The following is an 18,039-nucleotide window of genomic DNA, read 5'->3' as shown; positions in this document are numbered from 1 at the left end:
CCCATCTTCCTGTTGGAGGCAGCCATGTCCCATCCCGCTACGATCGCCCGCACCGAGCCCGTCGACCTCGTCGTCCGCGGCGGCACCGTGGTCAACGCCGACTGGCAGGGCGCGGCGGACGTCCTGGTCGACGGCGGCAAGGTGCTCGGGGTGGTGGAACCAGGCGCGTACCGTGCGGCGCAGGCACCCGGCACCACCGAGATCGACGCCACCGGGCGCCTCGTCCTGCCCGGCGGGGTGGACCCGCACTGCCATGTCGGCTTCACCTCGGGGGACTTCACCTCCCTGGACGACTACCGGCAGGCCACCACGGCGGCCGTCTTCGGCGGGACGACCACGATCGTCGACTTCGCCATCCCCCGCCCCGGCGAGAACCCGGCCGACGTCGCCGCCGCCCAGCGCGCCAAGGCGGACCACGGACTCTGCGACAGCGCGCTGCACGCGTGCGTGGTCGAGTGGGACGACACCGTGCCGGAGCAGTTGCGGGCGCTGGCAGGCGACGGCATCGTCACGGTCAAGATGTTCACCACCTATCGCGGCGAGACCATGGCCGACGAGAAGACCGTCCTCAACGTGATGACGACGCTGCGGGACCTCGGCGGCATGGTGGTCATCCACTGCGAGGCCGACCACATCATCACCGACACGCAGGAGCGCGGTGCGGCAGCGGGCACGATCAGCGCCTGCCATCACGCCGATACACGGCCGGAGTTGGCCGAGAGCGCCTCGGTGGCCGAGATCCTCGCCATCGCCGAGTCCGTCGCGGCGCCCGTGTACTTCGTCCACCAGTCCACGCCGGAGGCCGTCGACCTGGTGGCCCGTGCCCGCGGCCGGGGCGTACGCGCCTTCACGGAGACGGTCGCCCACCATCTCGTCCTGGACGACAGCGCCTACGCGGGCCCGCACCCCGAGCGCTTCGTCTGCTGCCCCCCGCTGCGGGACGCCGACACCGTCGCCGGGCTGCGCTCACGGGTCCTGATGGGCCAAGTCGCCACGATCGGCAGCGACCACTGCTGCTACGACACCGCCCAGAAGGAGTCGGTCCGCCACGACGTACGGGCCATGCCCAACGGCCTGCCGGGAGTGGAGACCCGTATGCCGGTGATCTTCAGTGAACTGGTCGTCAAGGGCGGCCTGCCGGCTGGTCGCTTCGTCGAGGTCATGTGCGCGAACCCCGCCAAGCTCAACGGCCTCTACCCCCGCAAGGGAGTCATCGCCCCCGGCTCGGACGCGGACCTGGTCCTCTGGGACCCGACCCTCACCCGGGTCGTCGACAGCAGCGCCCTGCACATGGCCACGGACTACACACCGTACGAGGGCCTGACCGTCACCGGCTGGCCCGAGACCGTCGTCGTAGGAGGCCGACCGGTGGTGACGACGGGCCGCCTCACCGACCCGAACTCCCAAGGCCGCCACCTGCGTTCGGACCCATTGAGCCGGTCGTTCGTCTGCTGACGGAGCGCAGGAGGCCGATGTTCCCCGCACATGTACGGCAGGCGTCCGGCGCCCACTCGATCAGCAGCTGCGGGTGTGGCCCGACGGCGGGTGACACCGGGAGTGGCTGCGGCGGCAACCTGCCGTGCCAGTGATGCATCACCCCGTCCAGTAGGGATGCGGAAGAAGCTGTAGGTGATGATCGGCTTCGGCTCGGCACATTCGCGGCTCGCCCCGACTCCCTGGCGCCGTAGCGCCGTAGGCCCACTAACCTGAGCTTCCCGATGACCGGTTGGGGGGGATCATGGCGTGTCCGCAGTGCGGCTCTTCAGATCGGCGCGCTCTCTCCCCAGGCTGGTGGGAGTGCATGGGAACCGTCCTGACACTACAGGGTGGTCCCGGTTCGTACGGTCAGCCAGGTCCACCCGTCATCGAAGTGCGGCAGGCGTGCGCCCACCGCTACGCCGAAGGGTCGACCGTCTCACAGGCAGTGTGTGCCTGTGGTGCCTTCGCCATCGGTTTCTGCGCGCATCACGGAACACCGGTCTGCGGTGAACTGAGCTGCTCGGCCCGCGTGGGCAACCGGCTGCTCTGCGCCGGCTGCGCGGCCGATCACCAGCGGGAGGCCGAACGCAAGGCAGCGAAAGCCGCAGCCCTTGCGCAGCAGCAAGTGCTTGAGCGGGAGAATGCCGCAAAGGCAGCCGTCGAGGACGCGGCACGACGCGCCACGATCGCCCGTCGCGAAGTACAGGACCTTGCACGCCGGTTGAGTTCCGCGGGATCCCCGGGAATCCGCTACTGGAAGAGGCCACCACGCGCTTCTCGCTTCTCCCGGCGCCCCAGCGGGTGGGTCATCGGCACCGGAAGGACTGAGCGTGTCGGCACCTTCGAACGCACCATCACCTACGAGTACTTCGTCACCCCGGACGGCAGGATCGAAATAGCGGACGCGTGGATCGGAGACCGGTACCTTCCACGAGACAACAATGCCGACTTCTGGGAAAAGGCCCTACGTATCCTCCGGGCGAAAGCTTCCCAGTACGGCATCCGCTAGACATCCTCGCCCGGCAACGGGTCGGCGCGAGCGAGGTCACGTTGTTGAGCCCCATCAACGTCTGCGACATCGCGTCTCACGATCCTGCCTCCTTGAGACCGTCCGGAGGTCAGTGGCCGCGCATGCGCCGGTCGTACTCCGCCGCCGACTCCAAACCCATCGCGGAACGGCGCTCATCGAGCCGGTCAGGGTCGACAACGGGCTGAAGGCGCAGGTTCGAGCCCCCTCCGTCGTCGATGTACTGCGTCCCGTAGACCTGGGGCTCGCGGGCAGCGACCAAGACCCGGTCGGTGAGGTAGGCGAGGTGGCGAGGAGGGGCGTCTCCGGCCGCCACCGCAGCCCTCAGGAGTTCGAGGGCCCGGCGCTGGACAGCGGGAGCAAGATCCGCATGCTGGGCGAGAAGCCACGCGTCATCGGCTCCCTGCTCGCCCACCAACTCAATTCCTGGCCAGCCCAGTTCATCGAAGACCTGCTCCAGCCAGGCGGTGTTGTCGGCATCGATCCGACACATCGCGCTTCCGTCACGGGTCTTGATCGTGCGACGCCGCACGGCTTGATCCAATCCGGCGCGGTGGTGGAGTTCGGCAGCCAGGTCCTCGTTCATCATCAGCCGGATCCTCTCCTTCGGCACTCCGCGTCAAGCAGCCGTGCAAGTCAGCTGAAGCCCCCTCGTTCAGACGGCGCTTGCCGTCCCATGCGAGCGGCGGACGCCCTCTCAACCAGTCAAAGTGCCCTGGTGGAAGTACATCCGCCACCCCGTCTCCGACAGCCGCCACAAAGAACTGCGCCACGCCCGACGGCCCTGATTGTCGGCGAAGTACGTCAGATGAACGACACCCGGAGCAAGGACGACTCCAGACATGTCGCTGACCTCGACCGGAGACGCCTCAGACACCGAGCCGCCACTCGTCACCGTGAGGATCGACTCCACATCCCATCGGCGTCCAGAAGCCCCGAACTCGATGAACTCCGGGTCCAGAAGCTCCAGAACCAGGGCCGGTACGGCTCGCACCTCGGGATCGAGAAGCCGCATCTCCCCGTCGATGGCCGCCTGCACGGCATGCTCACGCTCATCATCCGCCATGCCGGAACCATACGAACTGGGCACTCCAGACAACAGCGAATTGGTCGCCCGCCGGCACGGTCAACGGACCGAGCGGCCTCTGTCTTCGGCGCTGGCCTCGGTAGGTCTCGCCCCAATCATGCCGGGTACGGGACGGTATCGCGTGCCGTACGGAGTGCGCCTGCCCACCAGGACAGCTGGTCGAGGAGCGTCTTGGCGTAGCCGACGGCCGCGTGATCGAGAGGGCAGCCGTCCTGCCACGCCGTGAAGCAGTTCGGGAAGGCGAGACCGTCACGAATCGTCACCGCGTGCAGTTCGGTCAGCACGTTCTCCAAGTGCAGCACCGCGTGCCGGCCGCCTGCCGTGCCGCCGTAGCTGACGAAGGCGACAGGCTTGGCCGTCCACTGAGTGAAGTGCCAGTCGATCGCTGCTTTCAGGGACGCCGGGTAGCTGTGGTTGTACTCCGGCGTCACTAGGACGAACGCGTCGGCACCCGCCAGGGCCGACGTGAGCGCGGCCATCCCGGCCGGACGGGGGTAGTCGTCACCGGCGTGCTTCGGGGACACGGCGGGCAGGGCCAACGGGATGTCGATCCCGGCCAGATCGACCACCTCAACCTCGAAACCACCGTGGGTGGTGGCCTGTTGGGCCACCCACTCGGCCACCACCGGTCCGAACCGGCCGTCCCGGACGCTTCCGACGACGATCACCAGCTTGTGCGTGTTCTTCTCCATGACCGTCACCATCCGGCGGCGCCGGGACGTCATTCAGACCGTGCTGAGACTGGCCCTCACAGGGCCAGTCTCAGACGCCTACCGAAGGCGAGCGGCAACTTAAGCTCGCCGCATGGGTACGCCGTTGGGAGACTTCGTCCGGGCCAAGCGTGACAGCATCCAGCCGGAGGCCTTGGGACTGCCCAGTCATGGCCGACGCCGCTCACCGGGACTGCGGCGCCAGGATCTCGCCACACGTGCCGGCATCAGCGTGGAATACCTGACCCGCCTGGAACAGGGTCGTGACCGCAATCCGTCCGTGGCCGTGGTGAACGCGCTGGCCGACGCGCTCAGCCTCGATCCGGCGGAGCGCAACCACCTGCGCCACCTCACGAAGATCACAGGTGGCGAGTGTGTCGCCGACTCGCGGCTCGTGCCTCCACGCCGTGAGGTCCGGCCCTCGGTCCTGGAGACGCTCCGCCTGCTCGAACCGGGCGTCGCCATGGTGACCAACCGGCTTGGCGACATCCTCGCCCGCACCAGCGGCTACGACGCCGTGATGAGCGCGTCCGGACTGCTCGACCCGGAGCGCCCGAACCTCACCCGCCATCTGTTCACCGACCCTCGCGCCCGTACCTTCTTCATGGACTGGGACGACCTCGCGGACCAGCAGACCTTCGACCTCTGGCTGGCTCCGTCCGGTGAGCATGCCGAGTGGGTCGGCGCGGAACTGGCTCTCGTCGGAGAGCCCGAGTTCACCAACCGACTCAACCACCGAGCGGTTCCGCGGAGAGGGACACTGCGCATCGACCATCCGTCCGTGGGTGAACTGCGGTTGCTCCGCGAGACACTCGAACTTCCTGGAGACGCACAGCAGTTGGTGGTACTTCTGCCTGCGGACGATCAGACTGTTCGAGCAGTCGACGAGCTCCGCCGTCCGCCGCGTGAAGGGCTCCGCGCGATCTCGTGACCCCGGATCACAATCACAATCACAATCACCACGGTCGGACACGAACAGAATGGCCGACGCCTCTCGGGCGTTGGCCTGACAGTGACGATGCGACTGGTGATACCGCTGATCAGCCTGACTCGCCCTGAAACAGGTTGTTATGTGCTGTGCCGGACAACCAGGAGGAGCGCCGGCTCGTCGACGTCACGGAGTTACAGGTCGTCACGGAGCCATGGGAGTGGGACGCATCGCGGGCGGTGGCCAAGGTGGAGAACTTGTTCGAACTCGATCTGCGGGGGCGGTGAGGTGCTCGGCTTCCCGTTCGGCCTTTGGTCGCCGTGCCGGGTATGGCTGGATGGTCAGTCTCGTGAGCCTGGCGACTCGGGGGGCTTGGAGATCGCCGGCGTCTGGCCCTGTCAGTCCAGGAACGTCATCAGTCGGTCGTTCAGCTGCTTCGGCTCGGTGAACGGCAGAGAGTGATGGGTGGCTGCGGGGAGCAACGTCGCCTCGCCCTGCGAGAGCATTCGGCGGGCTCGCGCGGCGACCTTGACGGCGTTGTGGGCGCGGCCGTGTTCCGCGAGCAGGACCAGGACCGGCATGCGGAGGTCAGCGGTCCGAGGGCGAAGGCCGGTGACCAGTTTCCGGCCGGGAACGGTGGTGGCCAGCGCGTAGAGGCGTTGCCAGGTCTCGTCCGGGTGTGTGCCTGCCGTCTCCCAGGCCAGGAACGCGCGAGCGCGGGCCTCGCTCGGACGGATCAGGGTGGGGAGCGCGTGCAGCAGGTAGCCGAGGCGGAATCCGGCGAACACCTGGGTGGGGTCCACGAGGGCGAGGCGGTCCACCCTCTGTGGTGCGTGCAGTGCGTACCGGGCGGCCAGCCAGGCGCCGTACGAGTGGCCGCACAGGTGCGTGCGGGTGAGCCCAAGGCCGTCCAGCACGGCGTCCAGCCAGGCCGTCAGATCGTTGGAGTTCTTCAACGGTGTACCCCGGCGTTCGGTGCGGCCCGCGTCACCCAGCAGATCCACCGCATGGACCCGGTATCGCTCACCTAAGGCCGGCGCGTTGGCGAACCAGACGAGGCCGGTGGCAGAGCCGCCCGGCAGCAGCACCAGTGGGCTGCCCTCGGCCGGGCCGTACACATGGACCCGGGTGCGCCCGTACGGCGTGGCGACATCGCGCTCCTGCGTGGACTCGGGCCAGCGGGCGCGAAGCTCGTCGTAGGCGAGGTCGAAGGCGGGCAAGGACATGAGCATTCCTCTCGCCAGGCGATAATCTCGTTCAACGAGATGTTACGGGACTTCGAGGAGCGTGCATGGACGATGAGAACCCGGTGATGGGACTGGTTCACCTGCTGCGCGCGGTCACCGTGGAGTTCGACCTCCTCGGCGCCGAGTTCGCCGCGCGCAACGGGCTGCATCCCACCGATGTGCGCGCGTTGATCCACCTGCTGGACGCGGCACGCGCCGGTCAGCGGGCCACGCCCGGATGGCTCGGCGAGCAACTGCGACTGAACTCTGCCGGAACCACTGCCCTGGTGGATCGGCTGGAGCGGCTCGGACTGGTCCGGCGCAACAGGGACACGGCAGACCGGCGACGCGTGCTGCTGGCGGTGGAGGAGAAGGCCATGGAACTCGGGTGGGCCTTCTTCGGACCGGTGATCGACGAGGTGGCGGTGGCCGCGGAAGGTTTCGAGACGGGCGAGCTGGAGACGGTGCGCCGCTTTCTGACGTCGGTACTGGAGTCCACCGGACGGGCGGGCTCAGGCTGAAGGTTTTCGGCGCGCAGTTGGAGGACGGCGGCATCCAGGTAGCGGGTGTTCCACAGGACCACGGCGTTGAGGACCAAGCTGAGCGGCGGCGAGTTCGTCCTCCTGGCCCTCCCGCCCTTCGCGGACGCACGAGATGAAGCTGGACGGGCATCGGAGACACCGCGGTAATCAGTCCACTCGGCCGTGACTGGCTCTGTCACGGTGACGTGGGCAGCCGTTGAGATGGCCCCAGTGACGGCCTCTGCTGAAAGGTGTTCATGACCATGTCGCGCACCCGGGAGTTCATGCAGGTCGACGTGTTCTCCACGACCCCCTACTCCGGCAACCCGGTCGCGGTCGTCCTGGACGGGACGGACCTCAGCGATGAGCAGATGCGGCAGCTGGCGCGCTGGACGAATCTGTCCGAGACCACGTTCGTCCTGCCCCCGACGGTCCCCGAGGCGGACTACCGGCTGCGGATCTTCACGCCCGGCGGCGAGTTGCCGTTCGCCGGGCACCCCACCCTCGGCTCCGCCCGCGCCTGGCTGGACGGCGGCGGTACCCCGCGGCATGCCGGGCACCTCGTGCAGGAGTGCGCGGCCGGCCTGGTCACCGTGCGCCGCGGCGAGGACGCCTTGTCCTTCGCCGCCCCGCCCCGCATCCGTACCGGCGCACTCGACGAGGACTACCTCAAGCGGATCGTGGCCGCGTTCGGCATCACGCGGGAGCGGGTCGTGGCTCATCAGTGGGTCGACAACGGTCCCGGCTGGGCCGTGCTCCAGCTGGCCACCGCCGAGGAGGTCCTCGCCCTCGAACCCGACCTGGCCCTGATCCCGGACGCGATGGTCGGCGCGATCGGCGCCCGGCCCCAGGGATCCGAGTACGCCTTCGAGCTGCGTACGTTCGCCCCGGGCGCCGGCGTGCCCGAGGATCCCGCGTGCGGCAGCATGAACGCCTCCGTGGGGCAGTGGCTCACCTCCACCGGCGCCGCACCTGCCCACTACCGGGTCTCCCAGGGCGCGCGGGTGGGACGGGCCGCGAGGATCGAGGTCGGCGCCGATGCGGACGGCACGGTCTGGGTCAGCGGCGCCGCCGTCATCCGTGTCCGCGGCACCATCACCCTGTGACCGGCCAGGCCACGACCGTCAACTGGGGCCGGCGGAGAGCGTCTTCATGGTGACGTAGCTGGTCACCGTGGCCACAGCGGGCAGGGCGGCCAGCTGGTTGGCGTGGAAGTCCTCGTAGGCGGGCAGGTCGGCGACCTCGACCTGGAGCAGGTAGTCGAAGTTGCCGGTGATGTGGTGGCAGGCGACCACCTCGGACAGCCCAGTGATCCCGCGCTCGAACGCGATCACATCCGCGCGGGTGTGCCGCATCAGCCGTACCCCGGCGAACACCCGCAGACTGCGCCCGACCGCCGCCGGATCGATCAGCGCCCGGTAACCACGGATGATCCCGGCCTCCTCCAACTGCCGCACGCGCCGCAGCTCGACACTCCGTGATGACGCGAGGGATGCAGGAGCGGCAGTGGATCACCGCCCGTCGGAGCGAACTGGACGCCCCGCCGAGGAGCTGGCCAAGCAACTCCACGTCGGGCGGCTCATCACCGGCCTCAGCCAAGGTAGGGAATCACGTGACGCGACCGCTCTCAGTCGCGCGTGTTGTCACTTGTCGGCGGCGAGCTTGCCGCCGACGCCGAAGCTGTCGGTGGGGGTCTCCTCGATGAAGACCATCACTGTCTCGGCCGGGATCCGGTAGATCTCTACGAAGGCGTCGGTTACCTTCTCGATCAGCTTCCGCTTGAGCTCGACGTCGCGGGGGCCCTGCTGGATGGTCACTGCGGGCATGGCTCTCTCCTGCTCTTCTCTTGCTGCCGTACGGCGTGTGCCGTGGCACAGGTCCAGTTCACTGCCCCGGGCTGTGGCGATCAAGGCGCACCTGACTCATACACTCATAACGGTTCGTGATGAGTGAAGGGGGCGGGACATGGAGCTGCGGCAGGTGAGGTACTTCCTGGCGGTCGCCGAGGAACTGCACTTCGGACGCGCCGCCGGTCGGCTGCGCGTCGTCCAGCCCACTGTCAGCCAGCAAGTCCGCCGACTGGAACGCGAACTTGGCCTGGAACTGTTCGACAGGACCACCCGCAACGTGACACTGACCGCCGCAGGGCACGCTTTCCTGCCACGGGCCAGGGCCATCGTGGCGGCCGAGGAAGCGGCACTGGAGACGATGGTCTCGCTCCGCGCCGACCGTCTCGCGACGTTGCGCGTAGGCACCAGCACCGGTCTCGGCACACGGCTGGAGCGGCTGTTGGCGGACATCGAACACCACGCGCCGGAGATCACCGTGGAACTGCACAGCGCCCCACCCGCGGCTCGGCTGCAACAGGTACGAGACGGCGCGCTGGACGCCGCCTTCGTCCGCGGGGTCGGCCAGAGTCCGGGACTCGACCTGATTCCGGTGTGGCGGGACGAACTGGTCGTGGCGCTGCCCGCGTCGCATCCGCTGGCCGCACGCGAACGCGTCGAGATCGCCGACCTGGCCGCCATGCCGCTCCGCATCGCGCCTCACCACGCCAACCCGCACCTGGTCGACCTGATCACCAGCGCCTGCCGGGCCGCGGGCTTCGAGCCCGTCATGGGTCCTGCCTTCGCCACCGACCAGGACACCCTCGCGGCCATCGGCAGCTCAAAGCCCACCTGGACCGTCTTCTATTCCTCCAAAGCCGCGATCCTGCCCACCGCCCGCACCGCCTTCCGTCCGTTCGCCCCGCCCGCACCCGCCCTGCAGACCTACCTCGCCGTCCGCCCGACCGCTTCCGCGCGAGCCCTGGCTCCCCTTCTGGACGCCTGCCGCTCTCAGGAAGCCTGACCGGAAAAGGTTCTTCGGGCCGGTGCCGCGACGTCCGCATCATTCCCCACCCGTGGATCAATGATTGACGAAGTGCATGCTGAAGCCGCTGTTCACGGGGGTGTTGTGCCTTCTGCCCCCGGGTCAGGGGCCGGTTGCGGGCGGCCTTGCGGCCGGTGATCACCGGCGGGTCGGCGCAGGGCTCACTGCCGTCGAGGCCGGAGCGGGACCTGCCCGATGATCCACACCACGGTCATCGGCCGCCGACCGGCAGGAGTACCCGAGTCACCCTTCACGCCAGCCCCGTGACCTGCGACTTCACGATGCGCACCGCTCATTGGGCGAAGACCTCGCCCCACCGGCCCCCGCGCTTCATCGCAGCGGGGTCGTGGGCCACAGCGGCTCGGTCGCTCGTTCCTCCGCCTCGCGCAGGACGCGCAGGACGTTGCGGCCGGTCAGGGCCTCCAGGTCGGCGCGGGACCAGCCGCGGTCGGCGAGCTCACGGAGCAGGGCCGGGTAGCCGGAGACGTCGGCGAGGCCGGTGGGCTGGTGGTCGACGCCGTCGTAGTCGCCGCCGAGGCCGATGTGGTCGCGGCCCGCGACCTCACGGGCGTGCTCGACGTGGTCGGCGACCTGAGCGATCGTCACCTCCGGGCGCGGGTGGGCCTCGGTCCAGCGCCGGAGCCGGTCGTCGACGGGAGCGGTGAGGAGCGCGGAGTGTTCCGAGGCGACCTTGGCCGGGTCCTCTCCCGGCCTCGGGGCGCGCGGCCAGGGCCAGGTTCGCGCCGGCAGTCCGAGTCGCCCTTGTTCCGCCTCCAACTCCTGTGCCCAGTCGGCGACTTCGGTGGAGATGAAGTACGGCACGAAGGTGAGTTGGATGACACCGCCGTTGTCCGGCAGCAGTCGCAGGACTTCGTCGGTGACGTTGCGGGGGTGGTCGTTGAGGGCGCGGGCGGAGGAGTGGCTGAACAGTACCGGGGAGGTGCTGGCCGCGAGAGCTGCCCGCTGGGTGGACTCGGCGACGTGGGAGAGGTCCACGAGGACGCCGGTGCGGTTGAGTTCGGCGACGATCGCGCGTCCGGTGTCGTTCAGGCCGCCGACGCCGGGTTCGTCGGTGGCCGAGTCGGCCCAGGAGGTGTTGTCGTTGTGGGTGAGGGTCACGTAGCGGACCCCGAGCCGGGCGAACGACCGCAGCACGCCCAGCGATTCGGCGAGACTGTGGCCGCCCTCGACGCCCAGCAGGGAGGCGATCCGGCCGTCCGTGAAGGAGCGTTCGACGTCGGCGGCGGTGTAGGCGATGCGCAGGGCGTCGGGATAGCGGGCGACGAGCCGGTAGACGGCGTCGATCTGTTCCAGTGTGGACACGACGGCTTCCGGCTCGGGCAGGGTCGAGGCGACGTACACGGACCAGAACTGTGCGCCGACCCCGCCGGCCCGCAGCCGGGGCAGGTCGGTGTGCAGGTCGGGGCGGCCGTCGGCGAGCCCTTCCACGCTGTAGCCGGAGCGGACGCGCAGCGCTATGGGGAGGTCGTTGTGGCCGTCGAAGATCGGCGTGGTGGCGAGGACTTGGGCGATCAGGTCGGCGGTGGTGTCGCTCATGGACGTGTCACTCCTTCGTCGAAGGCGTCAAGGGCGTCGGGGGCGTCGAACGGGTCGCCGGACCGGTTCCGGCGGCGGGACTGGCGGACCGGGTCGGGGACGGGCAGCGCGGCGACCAGGCGCCTGGTGTAGTCGTCCCGCGGGTTGCCCAGCACCTCGGCGGTGGCGCCCTGGGCGGCGATGCGGCCTCGGTGCAGGACCACGACCCGGTCGGCGACCTGCTCGACCACCGCGAGGTCGTGACTGATGAACAGGGCGGCGAAGCCCAACTCCCTTTGTAGTTCGGTGAACAGGTCGAGGACCTTCGCCTGGACGGAGACGTCCAGGGCCGAGGTCGGTTCGTCCGCGATCAGCAGTGGGGGCCGCAGGGCGAGCGCTCGGGCCAGGGCGGCGCGCTGGCGCTGGCCGCCGCTGAGTTCGTGCGGGTAGCGGTCGGCGTAGGCGCGGGGCAGTTGCACGGACTCCAGCAGTGTCTCGGCCTCGGCGCGGACGGCCTTCGCGCCCAGTTCGCGGCGGTGCACGATCAACGGCTCCGCGATGCTCTCGGCGATGGTCAGCAGGGGGTTGAAGCTGGCGGCGGGGTCCTGGAAGACGTAGCCGATGTGGCCGGACCGACCGCGTGTGCGGCGGCGGGTCGTCAACTCCTGTCCGAACACCTCCAGTTGGCCGCCGGACACGGCCGTGAGACCGGCGACGGTCCGGCCGATGGTGGTCTTGCCGCTGCCGCTCTCCCCGACCATTCCGAGCACCTCCCCCGGCGCGATCTCGAAGCTGACGCCGTCCACGGCTCTGAAGCCTTTCCTGCCCAGCCGGCCGGAGTAGTCCACCACCAAGTCGGAGGCGCGTACGACCGGCTGCTGCTCCTGCGGCGATGGCGGCTGCGGCCGGTTCTGGTCGCCGAAGACCGGTACGGCGGCCAGGAGTTGGCGGGTGTACGGGTGACCGGGCCTCGCGAACAGCTCATGCACCGGGGCCTGTTCCACGATCTCGCCGTCGCTCATCACCGCCACCCGGTCGGCGAGATCCGCGACCACGCCCATGTTGTGGGTGATCAGGAGGACGGCGGTGCCGAAGTCGGTGCGGCAGCGGTGCAGGAGTTCGAGGATCTCCGCCTGGACGGTGACGTCGAGGGCGGTGGTGGGTTCGTCGGCAACGATCAGCTTGGTGCCCAGGGCCAGCGCCATGGCGATGACGGCGCGCTGCTTCTGGCCGCCGGAGAACTGGTGCGGGTAGTGGTCGACGCGGGTGGCGGGGTCGGGGATGCCGACTTTGTCCAGCCATTCGACGGCCAGGGCCCGGCGTTCGGCCTTGCCGCCGCCGTGGCCGTGGGCGCGCAGGCCCTCGGTGAGCTGCCAGCCGATGCTGAAGACCGGGTTGAGGGCGGTGGACGGCTCCTGGAACACCATCGCGGCGTGGGTGCCGCGCAGCGCGCGGAGCCGGGCGGGGGACGCGGTGAGGACGTCCTCGGTCGGGTCGGCGGTGCCGTCGCCGAGCAGGACACGGCCGCCGGCGGTCGCGGTGTCCGGCAGCAGGCCGAGCACCGACTTGGCGGTCACGGTCTTGCCGCTGCCGCTCTCGCCGACCAGGGCCAGTACCTCCCCGGGGGCCACGGACAGGCTCACCCCTTTCACGGCGGGGGCCGTGCCGGCGTCGGTCGCGAAGGAGACGTACAGGTCCTCAATGCGCAGCAGGTCAGTCATCGTGCGCGTCTCCCTTCGTCCGGTCGGTGTTCGGCGTGGCGCGCCGCCGCAGCCGGGGGTCGGCCAGGTCGGTGAGGCTCTCGCCGAGCAGGGTGGTGCCGAGGACGGTGAGCACGATGGCGAGGCCGGGCGGTACGGCCGTCCACCACAGGCCCGAAGTGACGTCCGCCACCGACCTGTTGAGGTCGTAGCCCCATTCGGCGGCCGAGTTGGGCTCGATGCCGAAGCCCAAAAAGCCGAGTCCGGCCAGGGTGAGGATGGCCTCGGAGGCGTTGATGGTGAAGATCAGCGGGAGGGTGCGGACGGAGTTGCGCAGCACGTGCCGGAACATGATCCGCCAGGTGCCGGTGCCGATCACCCGGGCCGCGTCCACGAAGGGTTCGGCCTTCACCCAGATCACCTCGGCCCGTACGACACGGAAGTACTGCGGTACGAAGGCGACCGCGACCGAGCAGGCCGCCGCCCCGAGGCCGCCGACGAGGCTCGACTGTCCGCCGCTGATCACGATCGACATGACGATGGCGAGCAGCAGCGGCGGGAAGGCGTAGAGCGCGTCGGCGAGTCCGACCAGGAGGCGGTCCAGTCTGCCTCCGAGGTAGCCGGAGGCCAGGCCGAGGACGGTTCCGGGGATCACGGAGAGCAGCAGGGCGCCGAGGATGATCTCCAGGGCGGTGCGGGCGCCCCACACCGTGCGGGACAGCACGTCGTACCCGGTGATGGTGGTACCGAGGGGGTGGGCGCCGCTCGGGGGCTGCTGGGATCCGAACAGGCCTGCCGCGTCCCGGAGTTGGGCGTAGCCGTAGGGCGCGAGCAGCGGGCCGAGCAGGGCCGTGAGCAGGAACAGGGTGGTCAGGGTCAACCCGGTGAGCAGCATGGCCCGTTGCAGGCCGGCACCGGCCCGTATCGGGAGCGGCAGGCGCCGTAGGAGAACCTGGGCCATGGCTCAGTACCTCACTCGTGGGTCGATGAGCGCGGCGACGACGTCGACGAGGAAGTTCGTCACCGCGACGACGACGGCGAAGAGGGCCACGATGCCCTGCACCGCCGGGAAGTCACGGACCGTCAGGTAGTGGGCGAGCTCGTAGCCGAGGCCCTTCCACTCGAAGGTGGTCTCTGTCAGGACCGCCCCGCCGAGCAGGCCGGCGACCTGGAGGCCCAGGACGGTGACGACGGGGATCAGGGCGGGCCGGGTGGCGTGTCTGGTGACGAGGCGGAAGGGCGCGACGCCTCGGGAGCGGGCGGCTTCGACGTAGTCGGCGCCGAGCGTGCCGATGAGGTTCGTGCGGACCAGGCGGAGCAGGATGCCCGCGACCAGCAACCCCAGTGCCGCGCCCGGGAGTACGGCGTGTCGCAGTACGTCGCCGACGGCGTCCGCGTCGCCGCTGCGCAGCGCGTCGACGAGGTAGAAGCCGGTCGTGCTGGTCTGGTTCTGGAGGAAGAGCTGGACGTCGGTGCTCGCCCGGCCGGACGCGGGGAGCCAGCCGAGCTGGATCGCGAAGACCAGCTTGAGCAGCAGGCCCACGAAGAACACCGGTGTGGCGTAGGTGAGGACGGCGAACAGGCGCAGTGCCGCGTCGGGCGCGCGGTCGCGGTAGGAGGCCGCGACCATGCCGAGCGGGACGCCGACGAGCAATGCCACCAGCAGGGCGTAGCAGGCGAGTTCGACGGTGGCGGCGCCGTAGGTGGTGAGCACGTGGGTCACCGGCTGGTTGTCGGTGACGGTGCGGCCGAAGTCGCCCGTGGCCAGGGACTTGAGGTAGTCCAGGTACTGGGTGAGCAACGGCCGGTCGTAGCCCGCCTGATGGAGCTTGGCCTGTAGCTGGTCCGGGGTGAGGCGGTCGCCGAAGGCGGCGCTGATCGGGTCGCCGGTGGCGCGCATCAGGAAGAAGACCAGGCTGACCAGGACCAGCACGGTGGGGAGGATGAGGAGGAAGCGGACCAGCAGGTAGCGGGCGAGTCCATGCCCGGCGGCGCCGTCGCCCGGGGTGGTGACGGCGCCGGGGGTCGTGTCCTGGGTCAGGGCGCTCACTTCTTCGAGAGCCCGGCCCAGCGGAAGGTGTACGCGCTGTTCAGCTCGTCCGGCACACCGCTGACGTCGGTCCGGGTGACGATCGCGGTGGAGCCCTGGAGCAGGGGCACCAGCGGCACCTGCGCGGCGGCCTTGTCCTGGACCTGCTTCAGCAGTTCGGCGCGCTTGGCCGCGTCGGTCTCCGTCTCCTCCTTCTTGATCAGGTCGCGGACGGCGGAGTCGTCGTAGCCGTTGGCGACCCAGCTGTTGGCCGAGTAGAAGGGCGAGAGGTAGTTGTCGGCGTCCAAGTAGTCGGCGTACCAGCCGAGTTGGTAGAGCGGGTAGAGGTGCTTGACGCGGTCCTTGCCGTACTGGGTCCACTCGGTGGACTGGAGGTTCACCTTGAACAGGCCGGTGGCCTCCAGCTGCGTCTTGATCAGCGCGTACTCGTCCGCCGAGGACGAACCGTAGTGGTCGGCGTTGTACTGGAGGTTGAGGGTGACCGGGGTGGTGACCTTCGCCGCCTTGAGCTTCGCCGCTGCCGCCGCCTTGTCGGGGCCGCCGTCCTTGTCGCCGTACAGGGACTTGAAGGACGGGGTGGCGCCGGTGAGGCCGTCGGGGACGGAGCTGTAGAGCGGCTGGTAGCTGTTCTTGTAGACCTGCTGGGCGAGTTGGGCGCGGTCGACGGAGTCGGCGACCGCCTGCCGTACGGCCAGCGCCTTCGCCTTGTCGGCGTTCTTCGTCCCGGTGCCGTAGGGCTGGCTCTGGAAGTCGAAGACGATGTAACGGATGCCGTTGCCGGAGCCGGTGTGGACCTTGATGTCCTTCTTCTTGGCCAGGTCGTCGAGGTCGGCGGTGGTGAGGGTGCGGTAGACGGCGTCGATGCTGCCCTGCTGGACGTCGAGCTTCAGGTTGCCGGCGTCCGTGTAGTACTTGAGCTGGACGTTCTTGGTCTTCGGGGTGCCCAGCTCGCCCTGGTAGGCGCTGTTGGCGGCGAAGGAGACCAGGGAGTTCTTGTCGTAACTCCGCACGCCGTACGGGCCGTTCCAGGGCTTGTCGGCGACGATCGACTTGTCGTCGAGGATCTTGTCGGCCGGGAAGACCTGCTCGTCGACTATGTAGCCGGCCGCGGTGGACAGCACCTGGGGGAAGAGTGTGTCGTTGGCCGACTTGAGGGTGAAGACGACGGTGGTCGGGTCCGGGGCGGCGACCGAGGCGAGGTTGTAGAGCAGCGAGGACGGGCCGTTCTCGTCGGCGATCTTCAAAGTGCGGTCGAAGCTGAACTTGACGTCGGAGGAGGTCAGTTGGTGACCGTTGGCGAACTTCAGGCCCTTCTTCAGCGTGACCGTGTACTCCTTGGGCCCGGTCAGTTTGATGGCGGTGGCGAGGTCAGGGGAGGCTTCCGTGGAGCCGTTCTTCACGCTGAGCAGGGTCGCGTAGACCTCGCTCTCGATGGTGCCGGAGCCCGCGTCCCAGGCTCCCGCCGGGTCGAGGCTGGTCACCTGGTCGGTCGTACCGATGGTGAGCGCCTTCGTGGAGGCCGCGTCACCGCCGTCCTTGCTGCTGGTGCAGCCGGTGAGGGCCACCAGGAACGCCGTCCCGAGGGACAAGGCGCCCAGTCCGGGATGAAACGGTCTTGCGTTGCTGTGCTGAGTCATGGCTGATCGCTGCTTTCCCATGAACGGGCACGCGAAGTGGCGCGGAGGTCTCCGGAGACAAACAGGGAGCGCGCTCGCGTGAAAGGTGAACTGCTGGGGACTGAACGGGAGTCGGGGTCAGTCAGCTGTGACAGAGGCAGCTGGAGACACGCAGCAGATCTACATGCAGTCGGGAGCACAGCACGAGGGCGGTAGCCACACTGTCCTCCTGAGAGTGCCGCCGGCTCGTGGGCCGGGATGAACGCATTGGCTGAATATGATCATTCACGTCTGTCGGCGTCAAGACGTCCCGGCCCGGAATGACCCGCATCCGCGTGACAGTTGCGTGAAGCGCCGACTGCGTCCGTCCACTGTGGCACCGGCGGACGATCAGCTCGCGGGTCCGGCCTCCTACGGCGACTCGCCCTTCGCACGGTCGGGCTCGTCAGGAGATCGCCCCGATGCTGCTACCGACGGCCTTCCCCGCGATCTGTAGCATCCGGCGCATGGACGTGGCGACGGGTGCACTGCCTCGCGGGCTGGGGCTGGTGGAGCGGGTGGTCCGGGGAGAGCTGGACAGCCGAGGGGGACCCGGGGTGGTCCGACTCGCGGAGGAGAGCGGGCTGGACAAGGGGCAGGCCTCGCGGCTGCTGCGGGATCTGGTCGGCACCGGGACGCTCGCCCGGGACGGGCATGAATTCCGTGCCGGGTCTGATTTGCTGAGTGTCGCGGCGGGGGCCGGGCCGTGGGGCGTGGAGAGCCGGGCGCTGCTGCGGGAGCTGGTGGTCCGGTTCGGGGCGTGTGCGTACGTGGACGTGCTCTGCGGAGCGATGGTGCTCTCGGTGCGGGCCGAACTCGCGGCCTGGGCCGAGTTCTCCTGGGCGCGGGCGGGACGGCTGACACCGGTCTGGTGCACGGGAGCGGGCCGGGCGTTGCTCTTCGACCACTCGCGCGAGGAGGTCGCCCGGCTGCTCGGCGGCGAGGACTTCATCGGGGCGGGCGGCCCGTACGCGCCGAGGACCGTGGACGATCTGCTGGCGCGGGTCGCCGCGGACGCGGGGCGCGGGATCGCGGTGTGCGAGAGCGAGTACGACGAGGACGTGTTGGAGGTCGCCGCGCCGGTTCGGGATCCGCGCGGGGACGTGGTGGCGGCGGTCAGCGCGGTCGTCCCGCACGCGGCGGCCAGGGACGACCGGGACGAGATCGTCGCCGCGATCGGTGACGCGGCGGCGCGGCTGGCCTCCGTTGTCGGCTGAGCCACTGCTCGTCCTCGGCTGAACCGCTGCTC

General features: G+C 69.3%; 19 protein-coding genes and 1 pseudogene. 8 read left to right on the top strand and 12 right to left on the bottom strand.

Features of this window, described 5'->3' with window-relative positions; all coding sequences use genetic code 11:
• Positions 1-24: 24 nt before the first annotated feature.
• On the top strand, positions 25-1,455 hold the full coding sequence (gene hydA / locus ACIQPR_RS34320; protein WP_403656336.1) for a dihydropyrimidinase: 1,431 nt from the start codon (positions 25-27) through the stop codon (positions 1,453-1,455).
• Positions 1,456-1,801: 346 nt separating this feature from the next.
• Positions 1,802-2,488 (top strand): hypothetical protein, encoded by a 687-nt coding sequence (locus ACIQPR_RS34315; RefSeq protein WP_403656334.1) that lies wholly within the window; start codon positions 1,802-1,804, stop codon positions 2,486-2,488.
• Positions 2,489-2,597: 109 nt separating this feature from the next.
• On the opposite strand, the gene ACIQPR_RS34310 is transcribed toward ACIQPR_RS34315, so the two are convergent.
• The 3 genes from ACIQPR_RS34310 to ACIQPR_RS34300 all read right to left on the bottom strand — a co-directional run bounded on the left by ACIQPR_RS34310 (position 2,598) and on the right by ACIQPR_RS34300 (position 4,285).
• Positions 2,598-3,095: a DUF6624 domain-containing protein gene (locus ACIQPR_RS34310; RefSeq protein ID WP_403656331.1), complete on the bottom strand. Its 498-nt coding sequence runs from the start codon at positions 3,093-3,095 to the stop codon at positions 2,598-2,600.
• Positions 3,096-3,203: 108 nt separating this feature from the next.
• Positions 3,204-3,572 (bottom strand): DUF4440 domain-containing protein, encoded by a 369-nt coding sequence (locus ACIQPR_RS34305; RefSeq protein ID WP_403656328.1) that lies wholly within the window; start codon positions 3,570-3,572, stop codon positions 3,204-3,206.
• Positions 3,573-3,688: 116 nt separating this feature from the next.
• Positions 3,689-4,285, bottom strand: coding sequence for an NADPH-dependent FMN reductase (locus ACIQPR_RS34300; RefSeq protein ID WP_403656325.1), 597 nt, complete (start codon positions 4,283-4,285; stop codon positions 3,689-3,691).
• A 112-nt stretch (positions 4,286-4,397) separates the two neighbouring features.
• On the opposite strand from ACIQPR_RS34300, the gene ACIQPR_RS34295 reads away from it, so the two are divergent.
• Entirely contained in the window at positions 4,398-5,234 is an 837-nt protein-coding gene (locus ACIQPR_RS34295) for a helix-turn-helix domain-containing protein (protein ID WP_403656322.1), read from the top strand.
• Positions 5,235-5,380: 146 nt separating this feature from the next.
• Positions 5,381-5,518 (top strand): hypothetical protein, encoded by a 138-nt coding sequence (locus ACIQPR_RS34290; protein ID WP_403656319.1) that lies wholly within the window; start codon positions 5,381-5,383, stop codon positions 5,516-5,518.
• A gap of 111 nt (positions 5,519-5,629) precedes the next feature.
• Here ACIQPR_RS34290 and ACIQPR_RS34285 read toward each other — a convergent pair whose 3' ends face one another.
• Entirely contained in the window at positions 5,630-6,457 is an 828-nt protein-coding gene (locus ACIQPR_RS34285) for an alpha/beta fold hydrolase (protein ID WP_403656317.1), read from the bottom strand.
• A 65-nt stretch (positions 6,458-6,522) separates the two neighbouring features.
• Here ACIQPR_RS34285 and ACIQPR_RS34280 point away from each other — a divergent pair, with 65 nt between their 5' ends.
• The gene (locus ACIQPR_RS34280) at positions 6,523-6,978 is read left to right on the top strand and encodes a MarR family winged helix-turn-helix transcriptional regulator (protein WP_403656313.1); all 456 of its coding nucleotides are present in this window, start codon (positions 6,523-6,525) and stop codon (positions 6,976-6,978) included.
• A 5-nt stretch (positions 6,979-6,983) separates the two neighbouring features.
• Here the strand turns inward: ACIQPR_RS34280 and ACIQPR_RS34275 are convergent.
• Positions 6,984-7,092, bottom strand: a pseudogene (locus ACIQPR_RS34275) (Tn3 family transposase); the annotation flags it as partial.
• Positions 7,093-7,241: 149 nt separating this feature from the next.
• Between ACIQPR_RS34275 and ACIQPR_RS34270 the strand changes: the two are divergent.
• Positions 7,242-8,084: a PhzF family phenazine biosynthesis protein gene (locus ACIQPR_RS34270; RefSeq protein ID WP_403656310.1), complete on the top strand. Its 843-nt coding sequence runs from the start codon at positions 7,242-7,244 to the stop codon at positions 8,082-8,084.
• Between the two features lie 18 nt (positions 8,085-8,102).
• On the opposite strand, the gene ACIQPR_RS34265 is transcribed toward ACIQPR_RS34270, so the two are convergent.
• Together ACIQPR_RS34265 and dmpI are read right to left on the bottom strand one after the other, a co-directional pair.
• Entirely contained in the window at positions 8,103-8,435 is a 333-nt protein-coding gene (locus ACIQPR_RS34265) for an Lrp/AsnC family transcriptional regulator (RefSeq protein ID WP_403656307.1), read from the bottom strand.
• A 186-nt stretch (positions 8,436-8,621) separates the two neighbouring features.
• A complete protein-coding gene (gene dmpI, locus ACIQPR_RS34260; RefSeq protein WP_403656304.1) occupies positions 8,622-8,804 on the bottom strand; it encodes a 4-oxalocrotonate tautomerase DmpI in 183 nt (60 codons plus the stop codon).
• A gap of 139 nt (positions 8,805-8,943) precedes the next feature.
• On the opposite strand from dmpI, the gene ACIQPR_RS34255 reads away from it, so the two are divergent.
• A complete protein-coding gene (locus tag ACIQPR_RS34255; protein ID WP_403656301.1) occupies positions 8,944-9,828 on the top strand; it encodes a LysR substrate-binding domain-containing protein in 885 nt (294 codons plus the stop codon).
• A gap of 351 nt (positions 9,829-10,179) precedes the next feature.
• Here the strand turns inward: ACIQPR_RS34255 and ACIQPR_RS34250 are convergent, their stop codons facing one another.
• From ACIQPR_RS34250 to ACIQPR_RS34230, 5 genes are read right to left on the bottom strand one after another with little or no spacing between them, the layout of a single operon-like run.
• Positions 10,180-11,406, bottom strand: a complete 1,227-nt coding sequence (locus tag ACIQPR_RS34250; RefSeq protein ID WP_403656298.1) for a dipeptidase — start codon at positions 11,404-11,406, stop codon at positions 10,180-10,182.
• Positions 11,403-13,106, bottom strand: coding sequence for a dipeptide ABC transporter ATP-binding protein (locus ACIQPR_RS34245; protein ID WP_403656295.1), 1,704 nt, complete (start codon positions 13,104-13,106; stop codon positions 11,403-11,405). Before ACIQPR_RS34245 ends, ACIQPR_RS34250 begins: the two co-directional genes overlap by 4 nt.
• Complete coding sequence (locus tag ACIQPR_RS34240; RefSeq protein WP_403656292.1) at positions 13,099-14,046, bottom strand: ABC transporter permease; 948 nt, start codon at positions 14,044-14,046, stop codon at positions 13,099-13,101. Before ACIQPR_RS34240 ends, ACIQPR_RS34245 begins: the two co-directional genes overlap by 8 nt.
• Positions 14,047-14,049: 3 nt before the next feature.
• A complete protein-coding gene (locus ACIQPR_RS34235) occupies positions 14,050-15,135 on the bottom strand; it encodes an ABC transporter permease (RefSeq protein ID WP_403656289.1) in 1,086 nt (361 codons plus the stop codon).
• Positions 15,132-16,724 carry an ABC transporter substrate-binding protein gene (locus ACIQPR_RS34230; RefSeq protein ID WP_403656286.1) on the bottom strand — a complete coding sequence of 531 codons (1,593 nt, stop codon included), beginning with the start codon at positions 16,722-16,724 and terminating at the stop codon, positions 15,132-15,134. The genes ACIQPR_RS34235 and ACIQPR_RS34230 overlap by 4 nt, the downstream gene beginning before the upstream one ends.
• A gap of 533 nt (positions 16,725-17,257) precedes the next feature.
• Here ACIQPR_RS34230 and ACIQPR_RS34225 point away from each other — a divergent pair.
• Positions 17,258-18,007, top strand: coding sequence for an IclR family transcriptional regulator C-terminal domain-containing protein (locus ACIQPR_RS34225; protein ID WP_403656283.1), 750 nt, complete (start codon positions 17,258-17,260; stop codon positions 18,005-18,007).
• The last annotated feature ends 32 nt before the right edge of the window (positions 18,008-18,039 follow it).

Source organism: Streptomyces sp. NPDC091280, from assembly GCF_044768565.1.
Lineage (GTDB): Bacteria > Actinomycetota > Actinomycetes > Streptomycetales > Streptomycetaceae > Streptomyces.
This window is presented reverse-complemented; position numbering and strand designations above follow the sequence as displayed.